Genomic DNA, 15668 nt, shown 5'->3' with positions numbered 1-15668 from the left:
CTGTGTCTATACTCGAATTTGAGGTATCCGTAAGTAGGCTTCCCCTCTGGTTTTTCCGGTGTATGCGAGCGCCGGTGTTCCAGCGGGATGACGCAAAATCCGACAAGAATAACACTCTGTGGAGACACAGTATGCGCGTGCACGCTCAGCGGGCAGGTGCCCTTTTAGGCGGTCTGATGTTCCCCGCCTGGTCCATGGCGGACTGGACACTGAACATGACCCCCGGGGTGACCGGCACCAGTAACGATATTTTCAGCCTTCACATGACCATACTCTGGATCTGCGTCGTCATCGGCGTCGTGGTTTTCGGTGTCATGTTCTGGTCTATCTTCGCCCACCGAAAATCCCAGGGCGCCAAACCGGCGAATTTCCACGAGAACACCCTGGTCGAGATTCTCTGGACCATCATACCTTTTGCCATTCTGGTTGTTATGGCGATTCCTGCCACGGCGACTCTGGTCGACATGTACGACACCTCCGAATCGGAAGTGGACATCAAGGTCACCGGCTATCAGTGGAAGTGGCAATACGAATACATCAATGAAGATTTTGGCTATTTCTCGAATCTGTCTACGCCCCGTGATCAGATCGAGAATCGCCAGGCCAAAGGAGAGAACTACCTTCTCGAAGTGGATAACCCGCTGGTAATTCCTGTCGGGAAAAAGGTTCGCTTTTTGTTAACGGCCAACGATGTCATCCATTCCTGGTGGGTTCCGGATTTCGGCGTCAAGAAAGACGCCATCCCGGGCTTTATCAACGAGACCTGGACTCGGGTCGACAAGCCCGGCATCTATCGCGGCCAGTGTACCGAGCTTTGCGGCAAGGACCACGGCTTCATGCCGGTCGTTGTCGAGGCGGTGCCCGAGGAAGAATACAACGCCTGGGTCGCCGAGAAGAAAGAGGCCGCCGAGCGCGAGCGTCAGCTGACCCAGAAAGACTGGACCATGGCCGAGTTGATGGAACGGGGTGAGAAAGCCTATCAGACCGCCTGCGCCGCCTGTCACCAGCCGAACGGTCAGGGCGCGCCACCAGCCTTCCCGTCCCTGGTCGGAACCCAGGTCGTCACGGAAGACATGGCAGCCCATATCGACATTGTTGTGAATGGTGTCTCGGGAAGCGCCATGCAGGCTTTCGGCAATCAGCTGAGTGAAGTGGACCTGGCAGCCGTGATTACCTATGAGCGTAATGCCTGGGGTAACAACACCGGCGAAATGGTCACTCCGAAAGAAATATTTGATTACAAGAACCAGCAGTAATCATCGCCAGATAACAGATATCACCAGCCACAATAAATGGCGGTAACGGGGGTTTTCATGAGTGCGGTTGCAGATACCCACGCCCAGGATCATCATCACGGCCCGGCCAAAGGCATAAGCCGATGGCTGTTGACCACAAACCACAAGGATATCGGGTCCATGTACCTGATATTCAGTTTCACCATGTTCCTGCTCGGCGGGGCCATGGCAATGGTCATCCGGGCGGAGCTTTTCCAGCCGGGGCTGCAGATTGTCCAGCCGGAATTCTTTAACCAGATGACCACCATGCACGGCCTGATTATGGTGTTTGGTGCGGTCATGCCGGCGTTTGTCGGGCTCGCCAACTGGATGCTGCCGCTGATGATCGGGGCACCCGATATGGCATTGCCTCGGATGAATAACTGGAGCTTCTGGCTCCTTCCGTGCGCTTTCCTGATCCTGGTGTCCACTCTGTTCATGGAAGGGGGCGCGCCCAACTTCGGCTGGACCTTCTATGCTCCCCTTTCGACGACCTACGGGCCGCCGAGTACTACCTTCTTTATCTTCGCGGTGCACATAATGGGTGTCTCGTCGATCATGGGTGCGATTAATGTGATCGCGACGATCCTTAATATGCGGGCACCGGGCATGACCCTGATGAAAATGCCCCTGTTTGTCTGGACCTGGTTGATTACCGCGTTCCTGCTGATTGCAGTCATGCCGGTACTGGCCGGCGTCGTCACCATGATGCTGATGGATATCAACTTTGGCACCAGCTTCTTCGATGCTTCCGGCGGCGGTGATCCGGTGCTGTTCCAGCACGTGTTCTGGTTCTTCGGGCATCCCGAGGTTTACATTATGATCCTGCCGGCCTTCGGGGCGGTCTCACACATCATTCCTGCGTTCTCCCGCAAACCGCTGTTTGGCTATGCCTCCATGGTCTACGCGGTCGGTGCCATTGCCCTGCTCTCGTTTGTGGTCTGGGCGCACCACATGTTTACGGTGGGTATTCCCATTGTTGGCCAGCTGTTCTTCATGTACGCCACCATGCTCATCGCCGTGCCCACTGGGGTGAAGGTTTTCAACTGGGTGGCCACGATGTTCAGGGGCTCACTGACCTTCGAGGCGCCGATGCTGTTCTCTGTCGCCTTCGTCATCCTGTTCACTATCGGCGGGTTCTCCGGCCTTATGCTGGCTATTGCCCCGGCTGACTTCCAGTACCACGACACCTACTTCGTGGTTGCCCACTTCCACTACGTGCTGGTGCCCGGCGCGATCTTCGGTATCTTTGCCTCCGCCTACTTCTGGCTGCCCAAATGGACCGGCCACATGTATGACGAAACCCTGGCCAAGACCCACTTCTGGCTGTCCTTTGTCGGTATGAACCTGGCGTTCTTCCCGATGCACTTCCTGGGTCTGGCGGGCATGCCAAGACGGATTCCGGACTACGCCCTGCAGTTTGCCGATTTCAACATGGTTTCCAGTATCGGGGCGTTCATGTTCGGCGCGACGCAACTTCTGTTCCTGTTGATTGTGGTCAAGTGCGTCAAGGGTGGCAAAGAGGCTCCGGCCAAGCCCTGGGATGGTGCTGAAGGTCTCGAATGGACTGTGCCCTCACCGGCGCCATACCACACCTTCGCAACGCCGCCGGTAGTGAAGTAGGGGAGGCACTGGCCATGGCAGAACAACAGGCAAACAATGCCGGAGCCCGCAGGGGCAATGCTCGAGTGGTGGGCTGGTGCATGGCCGGCGTGGTCGGCATGTTTGCCTTTGGGTTTGCCATGGTGCCTCTGTACGACGTGTTCTGCGAAATTACCGGGATTAACGGTAAGACCGGGGGGCGGTACGAATCCACCGAGGTGGCAGAGGCGGACGTGACCCGAACGGTCAAGGTTCAGTTTCTCGCCTCCAACGGACCGGGGATGACCTGGAAATTCCGCCCGGTTGTGCGGTCGGTGGATGTTCACCCCGGTGAGCCGACCACGGTGAATTTCTATGCCGAAAACCCGACAAGTGAGCCAATGGTAGGCCAGGCGGTTCCGAGCCTCGCGCCTTCGGAGGGGACGCTGTATTTTCATAAGACCGAGTGCTTCTGCTTTAACCAACAGCCACTTGAAGCGGGTGAAAGTACTGAAATGCCTCTGATCTTTATCGTCGACAAGGACTTGCCGGCGCATATCACCAAACTTACTCTGTCTTACACGCTCTACGATCAGGGTAAACAGGTGTCGGCAGCACAAAACTCCCGGAAAGAAACAACAACAAACGACAACGGATAAGCCATCGGAGACTGTCATGGCGGATAACCAGACCTATTACGTTCCGGAACAGAGCAAGTGGCCTATTGTCGCCACGATTGGCCTTGGGGTAACCCTTTACGGGGTGGCCTCAATCATGGTGAATGGCAAACAGGGGGACAGCACAACCGGTGCCTGGATCATGTTCTGGATTGGTGCCCTGATTATGGCCTACATGCTGTTCGGGTGGTTTGGAGCCGTCATCAAAGAGAGTCGGGCGGGACTCTACAGTGATCAGATGGATCGCTCGTTCCGCTGGGGGATGAGTTGGTTCATTTTCTCAGAGGTGATGTTTTTCGCTGCGTTTTTCGGTGCTTTGTTCTACATCAGGGTGTTTGCGGTGCCTTGGCTTGGTGGAGAGGGTGACCGCGGTTCCTCGAACATGTTGTGGGAGGGCTTTCAGTCGACCTGGCCTCTTATCAACAATCCCAGCCCGGAAGCTTATCCTGGACCCAAGGAGGTTATCAGCGCCTGGGGCCTGCCTTTGATGAACACTATCTTGCTGGTGACGTCGTCATTTACGGTAACTGTGGCGCACCATGCATTGAAGGCAGGTAATCGGGCGAAAACCAAACTGTGGCTGGCTGCAACCATCGCTCTTGCCGTGGTCTTCATGTTTGTTCAGGGCTATGAATACCTCCATGCCTACCGTGATCTCGACCTGACCCTGCAATCCGGCATCTATGGCAGTACGTTCTTTATGTTGACTGGCTTCCACGGTGCCCATGTGATGCTTGGCACATTGATGCTCGCCATTATGCTGGTGCGAATCAGCAAGGGCCATTTCACGGCCGACAATCATTTTGGTTTCGAGGCGACCGCGTGGTATTGGCATTTTGTGGACGTGGTCTGGCTGGGCTTGTTCGTGTTCGTTTACATCATCTGATATGGGTAGTCAGGGAGTCGGATTAAGAGTCAGGCTCCCGTTCCACAGAGCAATCAGTACCACAGCCAGGAGCAGTATGCTGAGCGTCACCCGGACGGCCAGAGAGTTAACAACCCGATTGGTCTTGCCGCCGTCTTTAATGAGAAAAAACAGGCCACTGAAAAGGCTCACAACCACAGAAAGCATCAGGAAAACAATAAGCGCTTTGAGCATGGGACTTCCTGTTTTTATTGGTATGGTGAATGTACGGACCGGAAACGGTTCCGGACTCGCTGAGGTCACTATAGCAGAGCATGTCTGATTCGCAGGGCAAACACCGCCAATGGCAGTTTGACTGGCGGCTGCTGGTGTTCAGTGGGGTCTTCCTTCCGGTGTTGGTAAGCCTGGGTGTCTGGCAGCTGAACAGGGCCGCCGAAAAACAGCTTATGCTGGACCAATGGCAGGAGGAAGCTGAAAACCTGGCATGGCCAGACATGGTATCCGGCAATCTGACCAGCGGCCGGCCTGTGACATTGACCGGAATGTACGGGGGCAGAAACTGGCTTCTGGATAACCGGACTCGCGAGGGCGCACCCGGCTATGAAATTCTTACCGAGTTTCGCCCTCTTGACGGGCCACCGGTGCTGATCAATCGCGGTTGGGTTCAGGCGCCTCGTACACGTAACCAGCTCCCGGAAATAGCCACGCCAGAAGGCATTTTCACCCTGCAAGGGCGGATCAGCGATTACCCGGTGCCTCCGGTACTGGTGGATCAGCCGGCTGCAGACGGACAATGGCCTCGCCGAGTGCAAAGTCTTTCCGAGCAGGCCGCGCGGCAGGAGATCCCGGAACTTACGGGCAAAATCGTGCGACTTTCCGGAGAGCGCCAGCCCGGTGCATACCGTGCGGATTGGCAACCGGACCTGATGGGGCCGCAAACTCATTACGGATATGCCACGCAATGGTTTGCGCTGGCCGTGGCGCTGACTATATTGACTGTAGTGGCGAGTTACCGAAAGACAGGAGCCAATAATGACAATGACAATGGCTAACCGGATATCCGACCAGGAACAGAACGAAGGGCCAACCCCGGAGCAGGCCCGTCGAGGCCGCCGCACGGCGTTCCTGCTGTTCGCGTTGGGCTTTGGCCCGATGATTGTTGCAACTATCATGTTTTACACTGGCTGGCTGAATCCTGTCGGGCACACCAACAACGGTGTTCTGCTTCAACCGGTGGTGCCGGTATCGACGCTCAACGTCGAAACGGTCTCCGGTGTTCCGTTGGCTGAGCGCTTTGGGCCGGATAAAACCGACCCGGATTGGCTGATGGTTGTGGCTGCCGGCCAGTGCGGCAGCCAGTGCGAGGAGCTGCTCTATCTGGCCAGACAGGTCAACATAGCCCTTGGCAAGAACGCCAATCGCGTCTCCCGGGCGGCCGCATTGGGGAGTGTGCCTGACGATCTGCAGGGGCGGTGGGCTTCCGAATACAGCTCCATGGAACGTCTTGTGCCTGCGGCGGGATCCCAACCTACTTGGCCATCCGGTATCAATCCGGCAGTCGAGCCCCGCATCCTGCTGGTCGATCCCTTTGGGAACGTGATGATGCATTACGGCTCCGAACATACGGGAAAAGATATGCTGGAGGATCTCAAGCATCTGCTCAAACTGTCGCAGATCGGTTAATGGCCAGAGCGGAGAGTCAGCCTTGAATAAGTCGTTCCCTTCATCATCCCTGGCGGCCCAGAAGATGGCCAAATGGGCCACTTTCGCTGTTCTGTTGGCGGTTGTTGTCATCATGTTGGGTGCCTGGACCCGTCTTGTGCATGCCGGGTTGGGGTGTCCGGACTGGCCCGGATGCTATGGCTTCCTGACCGTACCCCAGAGCGAATCCAGCATTGCCATTGCGAATGCCCGTTTCCCGGATACGCCCGTGGACGTGCGAAAAGGCTGGCCCGAAATGATTCACCGCTATGCTGCCGGGATTCTGGGGCTTGTTGTTTTTGGTATGGCGGCCTATGCGGTTCGTAACCGGCGCCAGGGTGTTCCGGTAAAGTTGCCTTTGTTTATCGCCGGTTTCATCATTCTTCAGGGCGCTTTCGGCATGTGGACAGTGACCCTGAAACTGTGGCCCCAGGTGGTGGCGCTGCACCTGCTTGGCGGATTTACCACCCTGAGTCTGCTGGCGCTGCTGGCATTCAGGTTGCGACGTCAGGCCAGGCAGACGCAGGATCGGGAACCACCGCCATCAACTGCCCTGTCGGGTTTCCGGCCCTGGCTTTATGGCGGGCTCCTGTTAGTGGTGATGCAGATTGCCCTGGGGGCCTGGACAGCGGCCAACTACGCGGCCGTTGCCTGTACCGATCTGCCAACCTGCCAGGGACAGTGGTGGCCTGAGGGTATGGATTTCAAGCATGGTTTCGACGTAACCCAGCACGTGGGCCCCAACTATCTGGGAGGCCAGCTTACCGCGGACGGGCGGGTGGCGATCCATGTTACCCACAGGCTTGGTGCCGTGGTGGTACTGTTTTATTTCACGGCATTGCTGGCGTTGATGTGGCGGCGACGAGGGGAGTCCTGGCTCGACAACGCCATTAAGCTGGTGGCGGTTCTGCTAGGTGTCCAGATCCTGCTGGGTCTGGCCAATGTGATTTTCCATATTCCCCTGTCCATCGCCGTGGCCCATAACGCCATGGGCGCAGGACTCCTTCTTTCAGTCATTCACCTGATCTGGCGGCATCAGCTATTACTCGAACCACATAGCGTCCCGGCAACACACACAACAACAATGAATCAGGAGGTTACGGCATGAGCGAGCAAGTGGAAGCACTGCCGGCCCAGGCAATTGCGAGCGACTCCAGAACAACCATTTCCTGGCGTGACTATCTGGAGCTGACCAAGCCCAGGGTTGTCGCGCTGATGATCCTTACCTCTGTGATCGGCATGTTGCTGGCGGCGCCAGGCGTGCCCGGTTGGGGCGTGTTGGTCTGGGGCAATCTGGGTATTGCCCTGCTTGCCGGCGCGGCTGCGGTGGTCAACCATGTGGTAGACCAGAAAATTGACACCGTCATGGCTCGCACCCGCAAGCGCCCGGTGGCCACAGGCAAGATCTCACCTCTGGATGCGATCCTGTTCGCAACGATACTCGCGTGTGTTGGTATGGCCGTGCTGATGTGGCAGGTGAACCACCTCACTGCCTGGCTGACCCTCGCCTCCCTGGTGGGTTACGCCGGTGTCTATACCCTGTTCCTCAAGCGGGCTACGCCCCAGAACATCACCATCGGTGGCCTTGCCGGGGCCATGCCACCGCTGTTGGGCTGGACCGCTGTGACCGGCCAGGTTGAGGGCCACGCTCTGCTGCTGGTGCTGATCATTTTTGCCTGGACCCCGCCGCATTTCTGGGCTCTGGCTATCCATCGCAAGGAAGAGTACGCCAAGGCGGGCATTCCCATGCTGCCGGTCACCCATGGCAACAAGTTCACCGAGCTGCACATCCTGCTCTACACCCTGATGTTGCTGGCAGTCAGTCTGCTACCTTTTGTCACAGGCATGTCCGGCGGTATCTACCTGGTGGGCGCCCTGGCCCTTGGCCTGCGCTTTCTGCAGTATGCGGTAAGGCTGTTGAAGGGTGATGATCGGCGGGTGGCCCTGAATACCTTCAAGTATTCCATCACTTACCTCATGGCCCTGTTTGTGGTATTGCTTGTGGATCATTTTGTATTTTTCTAAGTCAGACATTGTGCTGACGCAGGCGGGGATGGCTTTCCGAAACACGCTGTAAATACGTCCGTGTACGCTCGGCTACGCCATCCCTGGCTCCGCACGGTTTCGGAAAGCCATCCCCGCCTGCTTATCTGATCAACGAAGTGGACCACGCATGAAAAGCTCAAGCTCTATTCGCCTTACCCTGTTCTGCCTTCTGCTAATCGTTGTTCTGATCTTTGGGCTGGTTGTTGGACGGCAGGTATTTCTGGTGGGTAACCAGGAACCGATTCCGGCGCCGGAGCTGACGGAGTTCAATACGTATGTCTATGATCAGCCTCGTCAATTGGCAGAGTTCACGCTGACGGATGAGAACGGTGAAACCGTCACCCGGGAGAGCCTGAGGGGGCGCTGGACCATCGCATTCGTAGGCTACACCAATTGCCCGGATATCTGCCCGGCGGCCATGGCCAATTTGCGCCAGACCGACAAGCTGCTGTCGAAGGAATTGCCCCAGCCTGACTATCTGCTGGTCAGCGCTGACCCGGAGCACGACACGCCGGAGAAACTCAAAGCCTACACGGACTTCTTCGGTGAAAATTTCCATGGTCTGACCGGAGATCTGGACACCCTGCGGGAACTGGCCAAAAGCCTGAACGCGGTGTTTGTCCATCGTGAGGTCGATGGTGAGCTGCTGGTGGATCACAGCGGCCATTTTGCGCTGCTGAACCCCGACGGCGAACTTGCCGCTGTGATCCAGCCGCCCCATAATCCGCACAACCTGGCCGAGGCCTTTGAGCGGATTTACCAGTGGGCAAAGGCCAATCGTGAACGGGTGAGCTCCTGACGCTTCAGAAACCCGGAATCCGATGCTCCCTATTGATGCCATTCTTCCAGACCTGAAAGCGGCCCTGGAACGCGCGACTACCTTACTTCTGCAGGCCCCGCCCGGTGCCGGTAAAACCACCCGTGTGCCTGTTGCCCTTCTGGATGCGCCCTGGCGCAGTGACGGCAAGATCCTGATGCTGGAGCCCCGTCGGCTTGCAGCTCGCTCTGCCGCCCGGTTCATGGCCCGGCAACTCAATGAACAGCCCGGCCAGACGGTAGGCTATCGCACAAGGCTGGATACCCGTGTGTCCGCGGCCACCCGGATCGAAGTCGTGACCGAAGGCATCCTGACCCGGCTGATCCAGGCGGATCCGATGCTGGAGGAGTACGCGGCGGTCATCTTTGATGAGTTCCATGAGCGCTCTCTGCAAGCGGATCTGGGCCTGGCCCTGGTGCGGGAATCGCAGCACGCGTTGCGGGAGGATCTGCGGTTGCTGGTGATGTCCGCAACTCTGGATACCGGGCCGATTGCGCAAGTGCTTGGAGACGTTCCCGTAATAACCAGTGAAGGACGTGCGTTTCCGGTCGATGTTCATTACCGGCCATTGCCGCGCAATGGCCGCATGGTGGATCAGGTTACCGCTGTGGTTCGGGAGGCATTGGCTGATCAAAGCGGATCACTGCTGGTGTTTCTGCCCGGTGTGGGTGAGATACGTCGGGTTGAGCAACAGCTCCGTGCAAACCTGCCGGACCGGGTGATGCTTGCTCCGCTATACGGCAATCTGAAATCGGAGCAGCAGGACCAGGCAATCTCGCCGTCTTCCGAAGGCCAGCGCAAGGTGGTGTTGGCTACGGCTATTGCCGAAACCAGCCTGACCATTGAAGGGGTTCGGGTTGTTATCGATTGCGGTCAGCAGCGTCGGGCCGTGTTTGATCCCAACAGTGGCATGACCCGCCTGGTCACTGGCCGGGTATCCAGGGCCTCTGCGGAACAGCGTAAAGGCCGGGCCGGCCGGATGGAGCCCGGGGTCTGTTATCGATTGTGGAGCGAATCGGAACAGTTCGGATTGGCCGATTACACGCCGCCCGAAATTCTGGAGGCCGATCTGGCACCCTTGGTGCTGGAATTGGCCCAGTGGGGCGCGCGGGAAGCCGATGCCGTCGCCTGGATTGATAAGCCCCCTGCCGCCCATTGGAGGCAGGCTGTGGCTCTCCTGCAGTGGCTCGATCTGCTCGATTCAGGCGGAGCTATTACGGACCACGGCAAAGCGGCCCGGGAGCTGGGCATACACCCGCGACTGGCGCATATGGTGCTGAAAGGCCGTTCTATAGGGCTTGGAGGCGCGGCTGCGGCCGTAGCCGCCCTGCTGGAAGAGCGCGATCTCCTGGGCTCCGGAGCTGGTGCGGACATGCACGAGCGGGTTCGGGTGTTCTTCGGGGAACGGCGGGATCGCACGCTGGATGTCGCTCGCCTGAAGGCTGTACGCCAGTCGGCACGGCGCCTTTCCGGGCCCGGGGCGACTGAGGCAACACCGCCCACGGAGGCCGAGATCGGCCGATTGCTTTCCCTGGCCTATCCGGACCGTATTGCCAGGCGGCGATCGGATAAGGCGGCAAGGTATCAGCTCAGTAATGGCAAAGGTGCGGTACTGAGAGAGGGTGATCCCCTGGCCCGGCACGAGTGGCTGGTGGCGGCCGAGTTGGATGGCCAGGCCCGCGAAGCCACGATTTACCTGGCCGCGCCGGTGGACATTCCGGACCTGGAACTCGACCTGGCTGACCACATACAGGAGATCGAAGAGGCGCTGTGGGACGATAGCCAGGGTAAAATTCTGGCGCGGCGTGCGCGAAAACTGGGTGAACTCGTGCTTGAGGAAAAGCCCCTCGGCCGGGTGGATCCGGAACTGGTCCGGCAGGGGCTGCTCAGTGCGATTCGGAAGAAGGGCCTGGAAAGCCTGCCCTGGAGTGATGGCAGTCGCCAGTGGCGTGCCCGAATGAGGTTGCTCGCCAGAACCTTCCCGGATTCCGGCTGGCCGGACACCGATGACGCGGCGTTACTGGATAATCTCGAGGTTTGGCTGGGCCCGTTTCTGGTCGGCATGACCCGATGGTCCGATCTGGCCCGGATAGACCTGCTGGCGGCCCTTAACAGCCTGATTGATTACCCGGCCCAGCAGCAGCTTCAGAGTCTGGCGCCAACACGCCTGACCATACCGACCGGCCAGCAGGTGAGTCTGGATTACACCGCCGACAATGGACCGGTTCTGGCGGCCAAGCTCCAGGCGCTGTTTGGCTGGAAAGAAACCCCTGCCGTTGCCGGTGGGCGGGTACCGGTGGTGCTTCATCTGTTGTCCCCCGCACAACGGCCTCTGGCGGTCACCGCGGATCTGGCCAGTTTCTGGCGTAACGCCTACCCCGAGGTGCGCAAGGACATGCATGGACGGTATCCCAAGCATCCCTGGCCGGAAGATCCGTTTACCGCCGAGGCTCAGCAGGGCACGAAAAAACGCCCAACTCGCTGATGCGTTTGCTGACCAGCGCGTGTGGCACCCGCTCAAAATAGATATTCCGTGGCGTTATCCACTCTCCCGCCGGTGCGTTGAGTTCTTCCGCGGGCACTTCCTCGAGTTCAACCGACCCGGGGTCGGCGTCGCTGTTCCGGAAGCTGTCGGCAAGAACCCAGAGGGGCTTCCCGGCCGCATGGGCCGCCAGAGCCAACAAGTGTGTACCGCCTGACCGGGAGTCCGCTTTCAGTGCGGCCAGAAGAGACTTTGCCCTCGCATCAAGTTCCTGCATTCCGCCCTCCGGTGCTTCTGTGCTGCTTCAAGGGTAGCACCTGTACGGTCTTTTCCTGATGTCCGGACGTGAAAATAGCACTTGCCTGAATGTCAGCCCTGTATAAAATACGCGCAACTCAACCCCGAGTGCGCAGTATCCATGCACCTTGTTTCCTTCGATATTTTCCGAACCCTGGGTTTTCCCGACACCACCGTCCTCAAGCCGGAGCAGTTTCTGCGCCATAAAGAACTGTTGCGGGAAGCGGATTGGGTCCTGTTCCCAGAATACTGGCAGTTAAATGCCCTGGTTCACGGTCTCAAGTGCCGGGTGTTTCCCAGCGAAGCCAGCTACCGCATCGGCCACGACAAGGTGGAGATGACCCGGGCATTCCAGGCGGTGGCCCCGGAGCACACGCCCTGGACGATGATTGAGGCCAACGGCCCGGTGGAACGTGACATGATCTGGGATGCCATGGTGCATCCGTTCGTGGCAAAGCTCCCCAAGGCCAGCATGGGCGAAGGCGTCTGGCTGATTGAATCCCGTGAGGACTGGCGCCGCTACTGCGAACGCACTGATGTGCTCTATGCTCAGGAATACCTGCCTCTGGACCGGGATGCACGAGTTGTTGTGGTTGGCGATCAGGTGCTGACGGCTTACTGGCGAACCCAGGCCGATCAGGGCTTCTACAACAATGTGGCCCAAGGTGGCCGCATCGACAACAGCCCGGTTCCCCCGGCGATGACGGCGCTGGCATTGCGGCTGGCCCGGGATCTGGGTGTTGATCACGCCGGCTTTGATATTGCGCTGGTGGATGGCCACCCTTACGTACTGGAATTCAACCGGCTGTTCGGAAACAAGGGATTGGGCCAGGGCACGGAGCTCCAGGAAGCGATTCTCGGCTATCTACGGGAACAGACTGAACCGGAAGACCCGGACGGGCCTACCGAACCACCACCGATATGGCCGGTGGCGGTCTGAGGGCTACGCGCGAACGTCGATCATAGTGCCGACGTTGTCAGACGGATTAGCGCCGGCGGTCGCTACTGCCGTTTCCGTTACGCCTTCAAGCAGCTGCAGGGCGCCCTGCTGGGCCATATCGAGGGAGGCTTTCAGGACAGAAAGCTGTGCCTGCTCCTGAACGCGTTGCTGATTCAGTTGAGTGCTGGCGGCGGCAATTGAGCTGATGTCCGACATATAAAAACCACTTGGCTCTGATCAAATAATGCTCAGTTTAACACGAGCGGAATAGCCCTCAACGCCCCTTTTCATTCGGTAACAAATTCCCTTCGTTTTATGGGTAAAAGTGCTCATATCCGGGCCCTCAAAAAAGCCCGATGATCGCGCTATCTAACGGGTGCTGCAGCGTTGCTGTAGTGCCTTTTTTTATGCCTGTTTGCCCTGTGGAGGGACACACCACCCATGACCGAAGCCGCTAACGCCAATATCGCCGATTACTACGAAGCCGACACGTTCAAGCGCATCAAGGACTTTGCCGACGGCAAGGAAACTCCGTTTGTGGTGATCGATACCGCAACGATTGACCGTCAGTACGACGAGCTGGTCGAGGGTTTCCCCTACGCCAAGGTTTACTACGCAGTGAAAGCCAACCCGGCTCCGCAAGTTCTGACCATGCTGCGCGACAAGGGTGCCTCTTTCGATATCGCGTCGGTGTACGAGCTGGAAAAGGTGATGGCCCTGGGTGTGACCGGTGAGCGGATCAGCTACGGCAATACCATCAAGAAGGCGAAGGACATTCGCACCTTCTACGAGAAAGGCGTTCGTATGTTTGCCACCGACTCGGAGGCAGACCTTCGCAACATCGCCAAGGCGGCCCCGGGCTCGAAAGTGTATGTGCGTATCCTGACCGAAGGTACCCTGACGGCAGACTGGCCGCTGTCCCGCAAGTTCGGCTGCCAGACCGACATGGCCATGGACCTGCTGATCCTTGCCCGTGACCTGGGCCTGGTGCCCTACGGCGTGTCGTTTCACGTCGGTTCCCAGCAGCGCGAGATTGGCGCCTGGGATGCGGCCCTGAGCAAGGTGAAGGTGATTTTCGAGCGTCTGAAGGAAGAAGACGGTATCGAGCTGAAGATGATCAACATGGGCGGTGGTTTCCCGGCCAACTACATCACTCGCACCAATGAGCTGAAGGTGTACGCGGAGGAGATTGCCCGCTTCCTGCACGAGGATTTTGGTGCGGAGCTGCCGGAGATCATCATCGAGCCGGGCCGATCGCTGATTTCCAACGCCGGTGTTCTGGTGAGCGAGGTGGTTCTGATTTCCCGGAAATCCCGTACTGCCCTGCATCGCTGGGTGTTTACCGATGTGGGCAAGTTTTCAGGCCTGATCGAGACGCTGGATGAGGCGATCAAGTTTCCGATCTGGACGGAAAAGGTGGGCGAGGGCGAGGACTGTGTGATTGCCGGGCCGACCTGTGACAGTGCCGATATCATGTATGAGCATCATAAGTATCCGTTGCCGTTGAATCTGGCGATCGGGGATCGGATGTACTGGCTGTCTACCGGAGCCTATACGACGACCTACAGTGCCATTGAGTTTAATGGGTTTCCTCCGTTGAAGGACTATTACATCTGACCCTGTTTTAGTTCGGAGTCTGGCCGTGGGGCGGGGAGTCTTTTCCTCTGGGAAAAACAACTCGCTTCGCTCAGACATTTTTTCCCGGCGGAAAAGACTCCCCGCCCCACGGCCTTCCGGCTGAATTAGTGGAGTCCGCGAGGGAAAATTGGTATTCAGAAAAGGATCAGCTTTCGGGCTGATCCTTTTTTCGTTCCAGGTTCAGGGTAAAGGCCAGGGGCAAGACCAGCAGGCCGTAGGTGATCATCAGCATCAGGGCGTGGCGGGCATCGCCGGTCCAGTCGGCGACGACACCGCCAAGCATGGGCACGCAAAAAGCGACGGTGTAACCGACCAGGAAGGTGCCGGCGGAGAGGCGGCCAGTTTCGGCGGAGGAGACCACCAGCGGGGGTATCGCTACGAGCAGGATCAGGAGCATGCCGGCGACCAGGCTCATGAGGGTGGCACTGACGATGGACCACCAGCCGGTAAGCATGACCGCGCCAATGGCGCCGAGCAGGCTGATGCTGGCCAGGGTGGCGATGGCGCCACGCCGGCCGACCCAGTAGCGCGCCATTTTCAGCATGATCAGGGAGGCGAAGACCTGGGCAAGGTTGTACCAGAATAGGGCGTCCGGCAGTTTGTCGAACTGGCCCTGATGCTGCAGCAGGTTGCCCATGTACGCGTTGAGGCCAAAAAACAGCGAGCCGGAGAGGCCGAGCAGTAGACCGATTCTCAGGGTCAAGGGGTTATGCCAGTCCGGTAGCCAGGCCACTTTTCGCACCGGTTTGGCCCGGTCACGTTTGGGCAGGAACAGGGCTGCGGCAACCAGCAGTGCCGGGAGTGACCAGGCCACCAGGGTGGCGCGCCAGCTGTTGTCTAGCAGGGGCATGAGCACAGGCAGCGTGATGCCGGCACCGATGAACTCTCCCATCAGCATGCCGTTCATGTAGATCGCCGAGCCTAACGCGAGGTGGTGGGGTTCCAGCCACCGGGGCAGCAGTGCCGGCAGTGACGGTTGCATCATGGAGACGCCGATGCCCATGACGGCACTCGCAATCATCAGGGTCAGGGTGTCGGGCATCAGGCCGCGCCCGGCGGAGCCGATCACCATGATCACCATGGCCAGAGCCAGGGTATTGCGGGGGCCAATCCGGGCAATGGCCAGTGAGCCGGGCATGGAGCCAATGGCCAGCATCAGGATGGGTAGGGTGGTCAGGGCGCCGGTGAGTGCCTGGGTCAATGCCAGTTCGTCGCTGATGAACGGCGCCAGGGGTGGTGCTACCAGCACCGGAATCCGAAGATAAACGCCGGCCAGCCAAAGCAACACCGCCACCGGCAGCAGCTTCGCTGGCGGTGGCGGTGAGGTTGCGGCCTGGTTTTCAGCCACGG

16 protein-coding genes are annotated in these 15668 nt (G+C 58.6%); 12 read left to right on the top strand and 4 right to left on the bottom strand.

Going from position 1 to position 15668, the window contains the following annotated elements; all coding sequences use genetic code 11:
* Positions 1-131: 131 nt before the first annotated feature.
* Genes coxB through CFB02_RS14535 form a run of 4 tightly spaced genes read left to right on the top strand, consistent with a single transcriptional unit; the run spans position 132 to position 4418 of the window.
* Positions 132-1256 (top strand): cytochrome c oxidase subunit II, encoded by a 1125-nt coding sequence (gene coxB, locus CFB02_RS14550; RefSeq protein WP_008176717.1) that lies wholly within the window; start codon positions 132-134, stop codon positions 1254-1256.
* A gap of 57 nt (positions 1257-1313) precedes the next feature.
* On the top strand, positions 1314-2897 hold the full coding sequence (gene ctaD, locus CFB02_RS14545; protein WP_088558559.1) for a cytochrome c oxidase subunit I: 1584 nt from the start codon (positions 1314-1316) through the stop codon (positions 2895-2897).
* A gap of 14 nt (positions 2898-2911) precedes the next feature.
* Positions 2912-3514, top strand: coding sequence for a cytochrome c oxidase assembly protein (locus CFB02_RS14540; RefSeq protein WP_088558558.1), 603 nt, complete (start codon positions 2912-2914; stop codon positions 3512-3514).
* Positions 3515-3530: 16 nt separating this feature from the next.
* Positions 3531-4418 (top strand): cytochrome c oxidase subunit 3, encoded by an 888-nt coding sequence (locus CFB02_RS14535; RefSeq protein WP_088558557.1) that lies wholly within the window; start codon positions 3531-3533, stop codon positions 4416-4418.
* Positions 4419-4427: 9 nt separating this feature from the next.
* Here CFB02_RS14535 and CFB02_RS14530 read toward each other — a convergent pair whose 3' ends face one another.
* Positions 4428-4631 carry a twin transmembrane helix small protein gene (locus CFB02_RS14530; RefSeq protein WP_088558556.1) on the bottom strand — a complete coding sequence of 68 codons (204 nt, stop codon included), beginning with the start codon at positions 4629-4631 and terminating at the stop codon, positions 4428-4430.
* Positions 4632-4711: 80 nt separating this feature from the next.
* On the opposite strand from CFB02_RS14530, the gene CFB02_RS14525 reads away from it, so the two are divergent.
* The 6 genes from CFB02_RS14525 (at position 4712) to hrpB (ending at position 11446) form a co-directional block, all read left to right on the top strand.
* Positions 4712-5449 (top strand): SURF1 family protein, encoded by a 738-nt coding sequence (locus CFB02_RS14525; protein ID WP_088558555.1) that lies wholly within the window; start codon positions 4712-4714, stop codon positions 5447-5449.
* Positions 5442-6080: a hypothetical protein gene (locus tag CFB02_RS14520; protein ID WP_088558554.1), complete on the top strand. Its 639-nt coding sequence runs from the start codon at positions 5442-5444 to the stop codon at positions 6078-6080. The genes CFB02_RS14525 and CFB02_RS14520 overlap by 8 nt, the downstream gene beginning before the upstream one ends.
* 64 nt (positions 6081-6144) lie before the next feature.
* Positions 6145-7206 (top strand): COX15/CtaA family protein, encoded by a 1062-nt coding sequence (locus CFB02_RS14515; protein ID WP_088558553.1) that lies wholly within the window; start codon positions 6145-6147, stop codon positions 7204-7206.
* Positions 7203-8123: a heme o synthase gene (gene cyoE, locus CFB02_RS14510; RefSeq protein WP_088558552.1), complete on the top strand. Its 921-nt coding sequence runs from the start codon at positions 7203-7205 to the stop codon at positions 8121-8123. Before CFB02_RS14515 ends, cyoE begins: the two co-directional genes overlap by 4 nt.
* 148 nt (positions 8124-8271) lie before the next feature.
* Positions 8272-8943 (top strand): SCO family protein, encoded by a 672-nt coding sequence (locus CFB02_RS14505; protein WP_088558551.1) that lies wholly within the window; start codon positions 8272-8274, stop codon positions 8941-8943.
* A 22-nt stretch (positions 8944-8965) separates the two neighbouring features.
* A complete protein-coding gene (gene hrpB / locus CFB02_RS14500; RefSeq protein ID WP_088558550.1) occupies positions 8966-11446 on the top strand; it encodes an ATP-dependent helicase HrpB in 2481 nt (826 codons plus the stop codon).
* Here hrpB and CFB02_RS14495 read toward each other — a convergent pair.
* Complete coding sequence (locus CFB02_RS14495) at positions 11400-11720, bottom strand: hypothetical protein (RefSeq protein ID WP_227519231.1); 321 nt, start codon at positions 11718-11720, stop codon at positions 11400-11402. The genes hrpB and CFB02_RS14495 overlap by 47 nt on opposite strands.
* A gap of 141 nt (positions 11721-11861) precedes the next feature.
* Here CFB02_RS14495 and CFB02_RS14490 point away from each other — a divergent pair, with 141 nt between their 5' ends.
* A complete protein-coding gene (locus CFB02_RS14490) occupies positions 11862-12680 on the top strand; it encodes a hypothetical protein (RefSeq protein WP_088558549.1) in 819 nt (272 codons plus the stop codon).
* 3 nt (positions 12681-12683) lie between these two features.
* Here the strand turns inward: CFB02_RS14490 and CFB02_RS14485 are convergent, their stop codons facing one another.
* Positions 12684-12896 (bottom strand): YjfB family protein, encoded by a 213-nt coding sequence (locus CFB02_RS14485; protein ID WP_088558548.1) that lies wholly within the window; start codon positions 12894-12896, stop codon positions 12684-12686.
* A 225-nt stretch (positions 12897-13121) separates the two neighbouring features.
* Between CFB02_RS14485 and CFB02_RS14480 the strand changes: the two genes are divergently transcribed.
* Positions 13122-14297, top strand: coding sequence for a type III PLP-dependent enzyme (locus CFB02_RS14480; RefSeq protein ID WP_088558547.1), 1176 nt, complete (start codon positions 13122-13124; stop codon positions 14295-14297).
* 166 nt (positions 14298-14463) lie between these two features.
* On the opposite strand, the gene CFB02_RS14475 is transcribed toward CFB02_RS14480, so the two are convergent.
* Positions 14464-15666 carry a CynX/NimT family MFS transporter gene (locus CFB02_RS14475; protein WP_088559258.1) on the bottom strand — a complete coding sequence of 401 codons (1203 nt, stop codon included), beginning with the start codon at positions 15664-15666 and terminating at the stop codon, positions 14464-14466.
* Between the last annotated feature and the right edge of the window lie 2 nt (positions 15667-15668).

Origin of the sequence: Marinobacter sp. es.042, from assembly GCF_900188315.1 — a bacterium.
GTDB lineage: Bacteria > Pseudomonadota > Gammaproteobacteria > Pseudomonadales > Oleiphilaceae > Marinobacter.
Note: the sequence above shows the minus strand (reverse complement) of the source record. Positions and strands in the feature narration are given on the sequence as shown.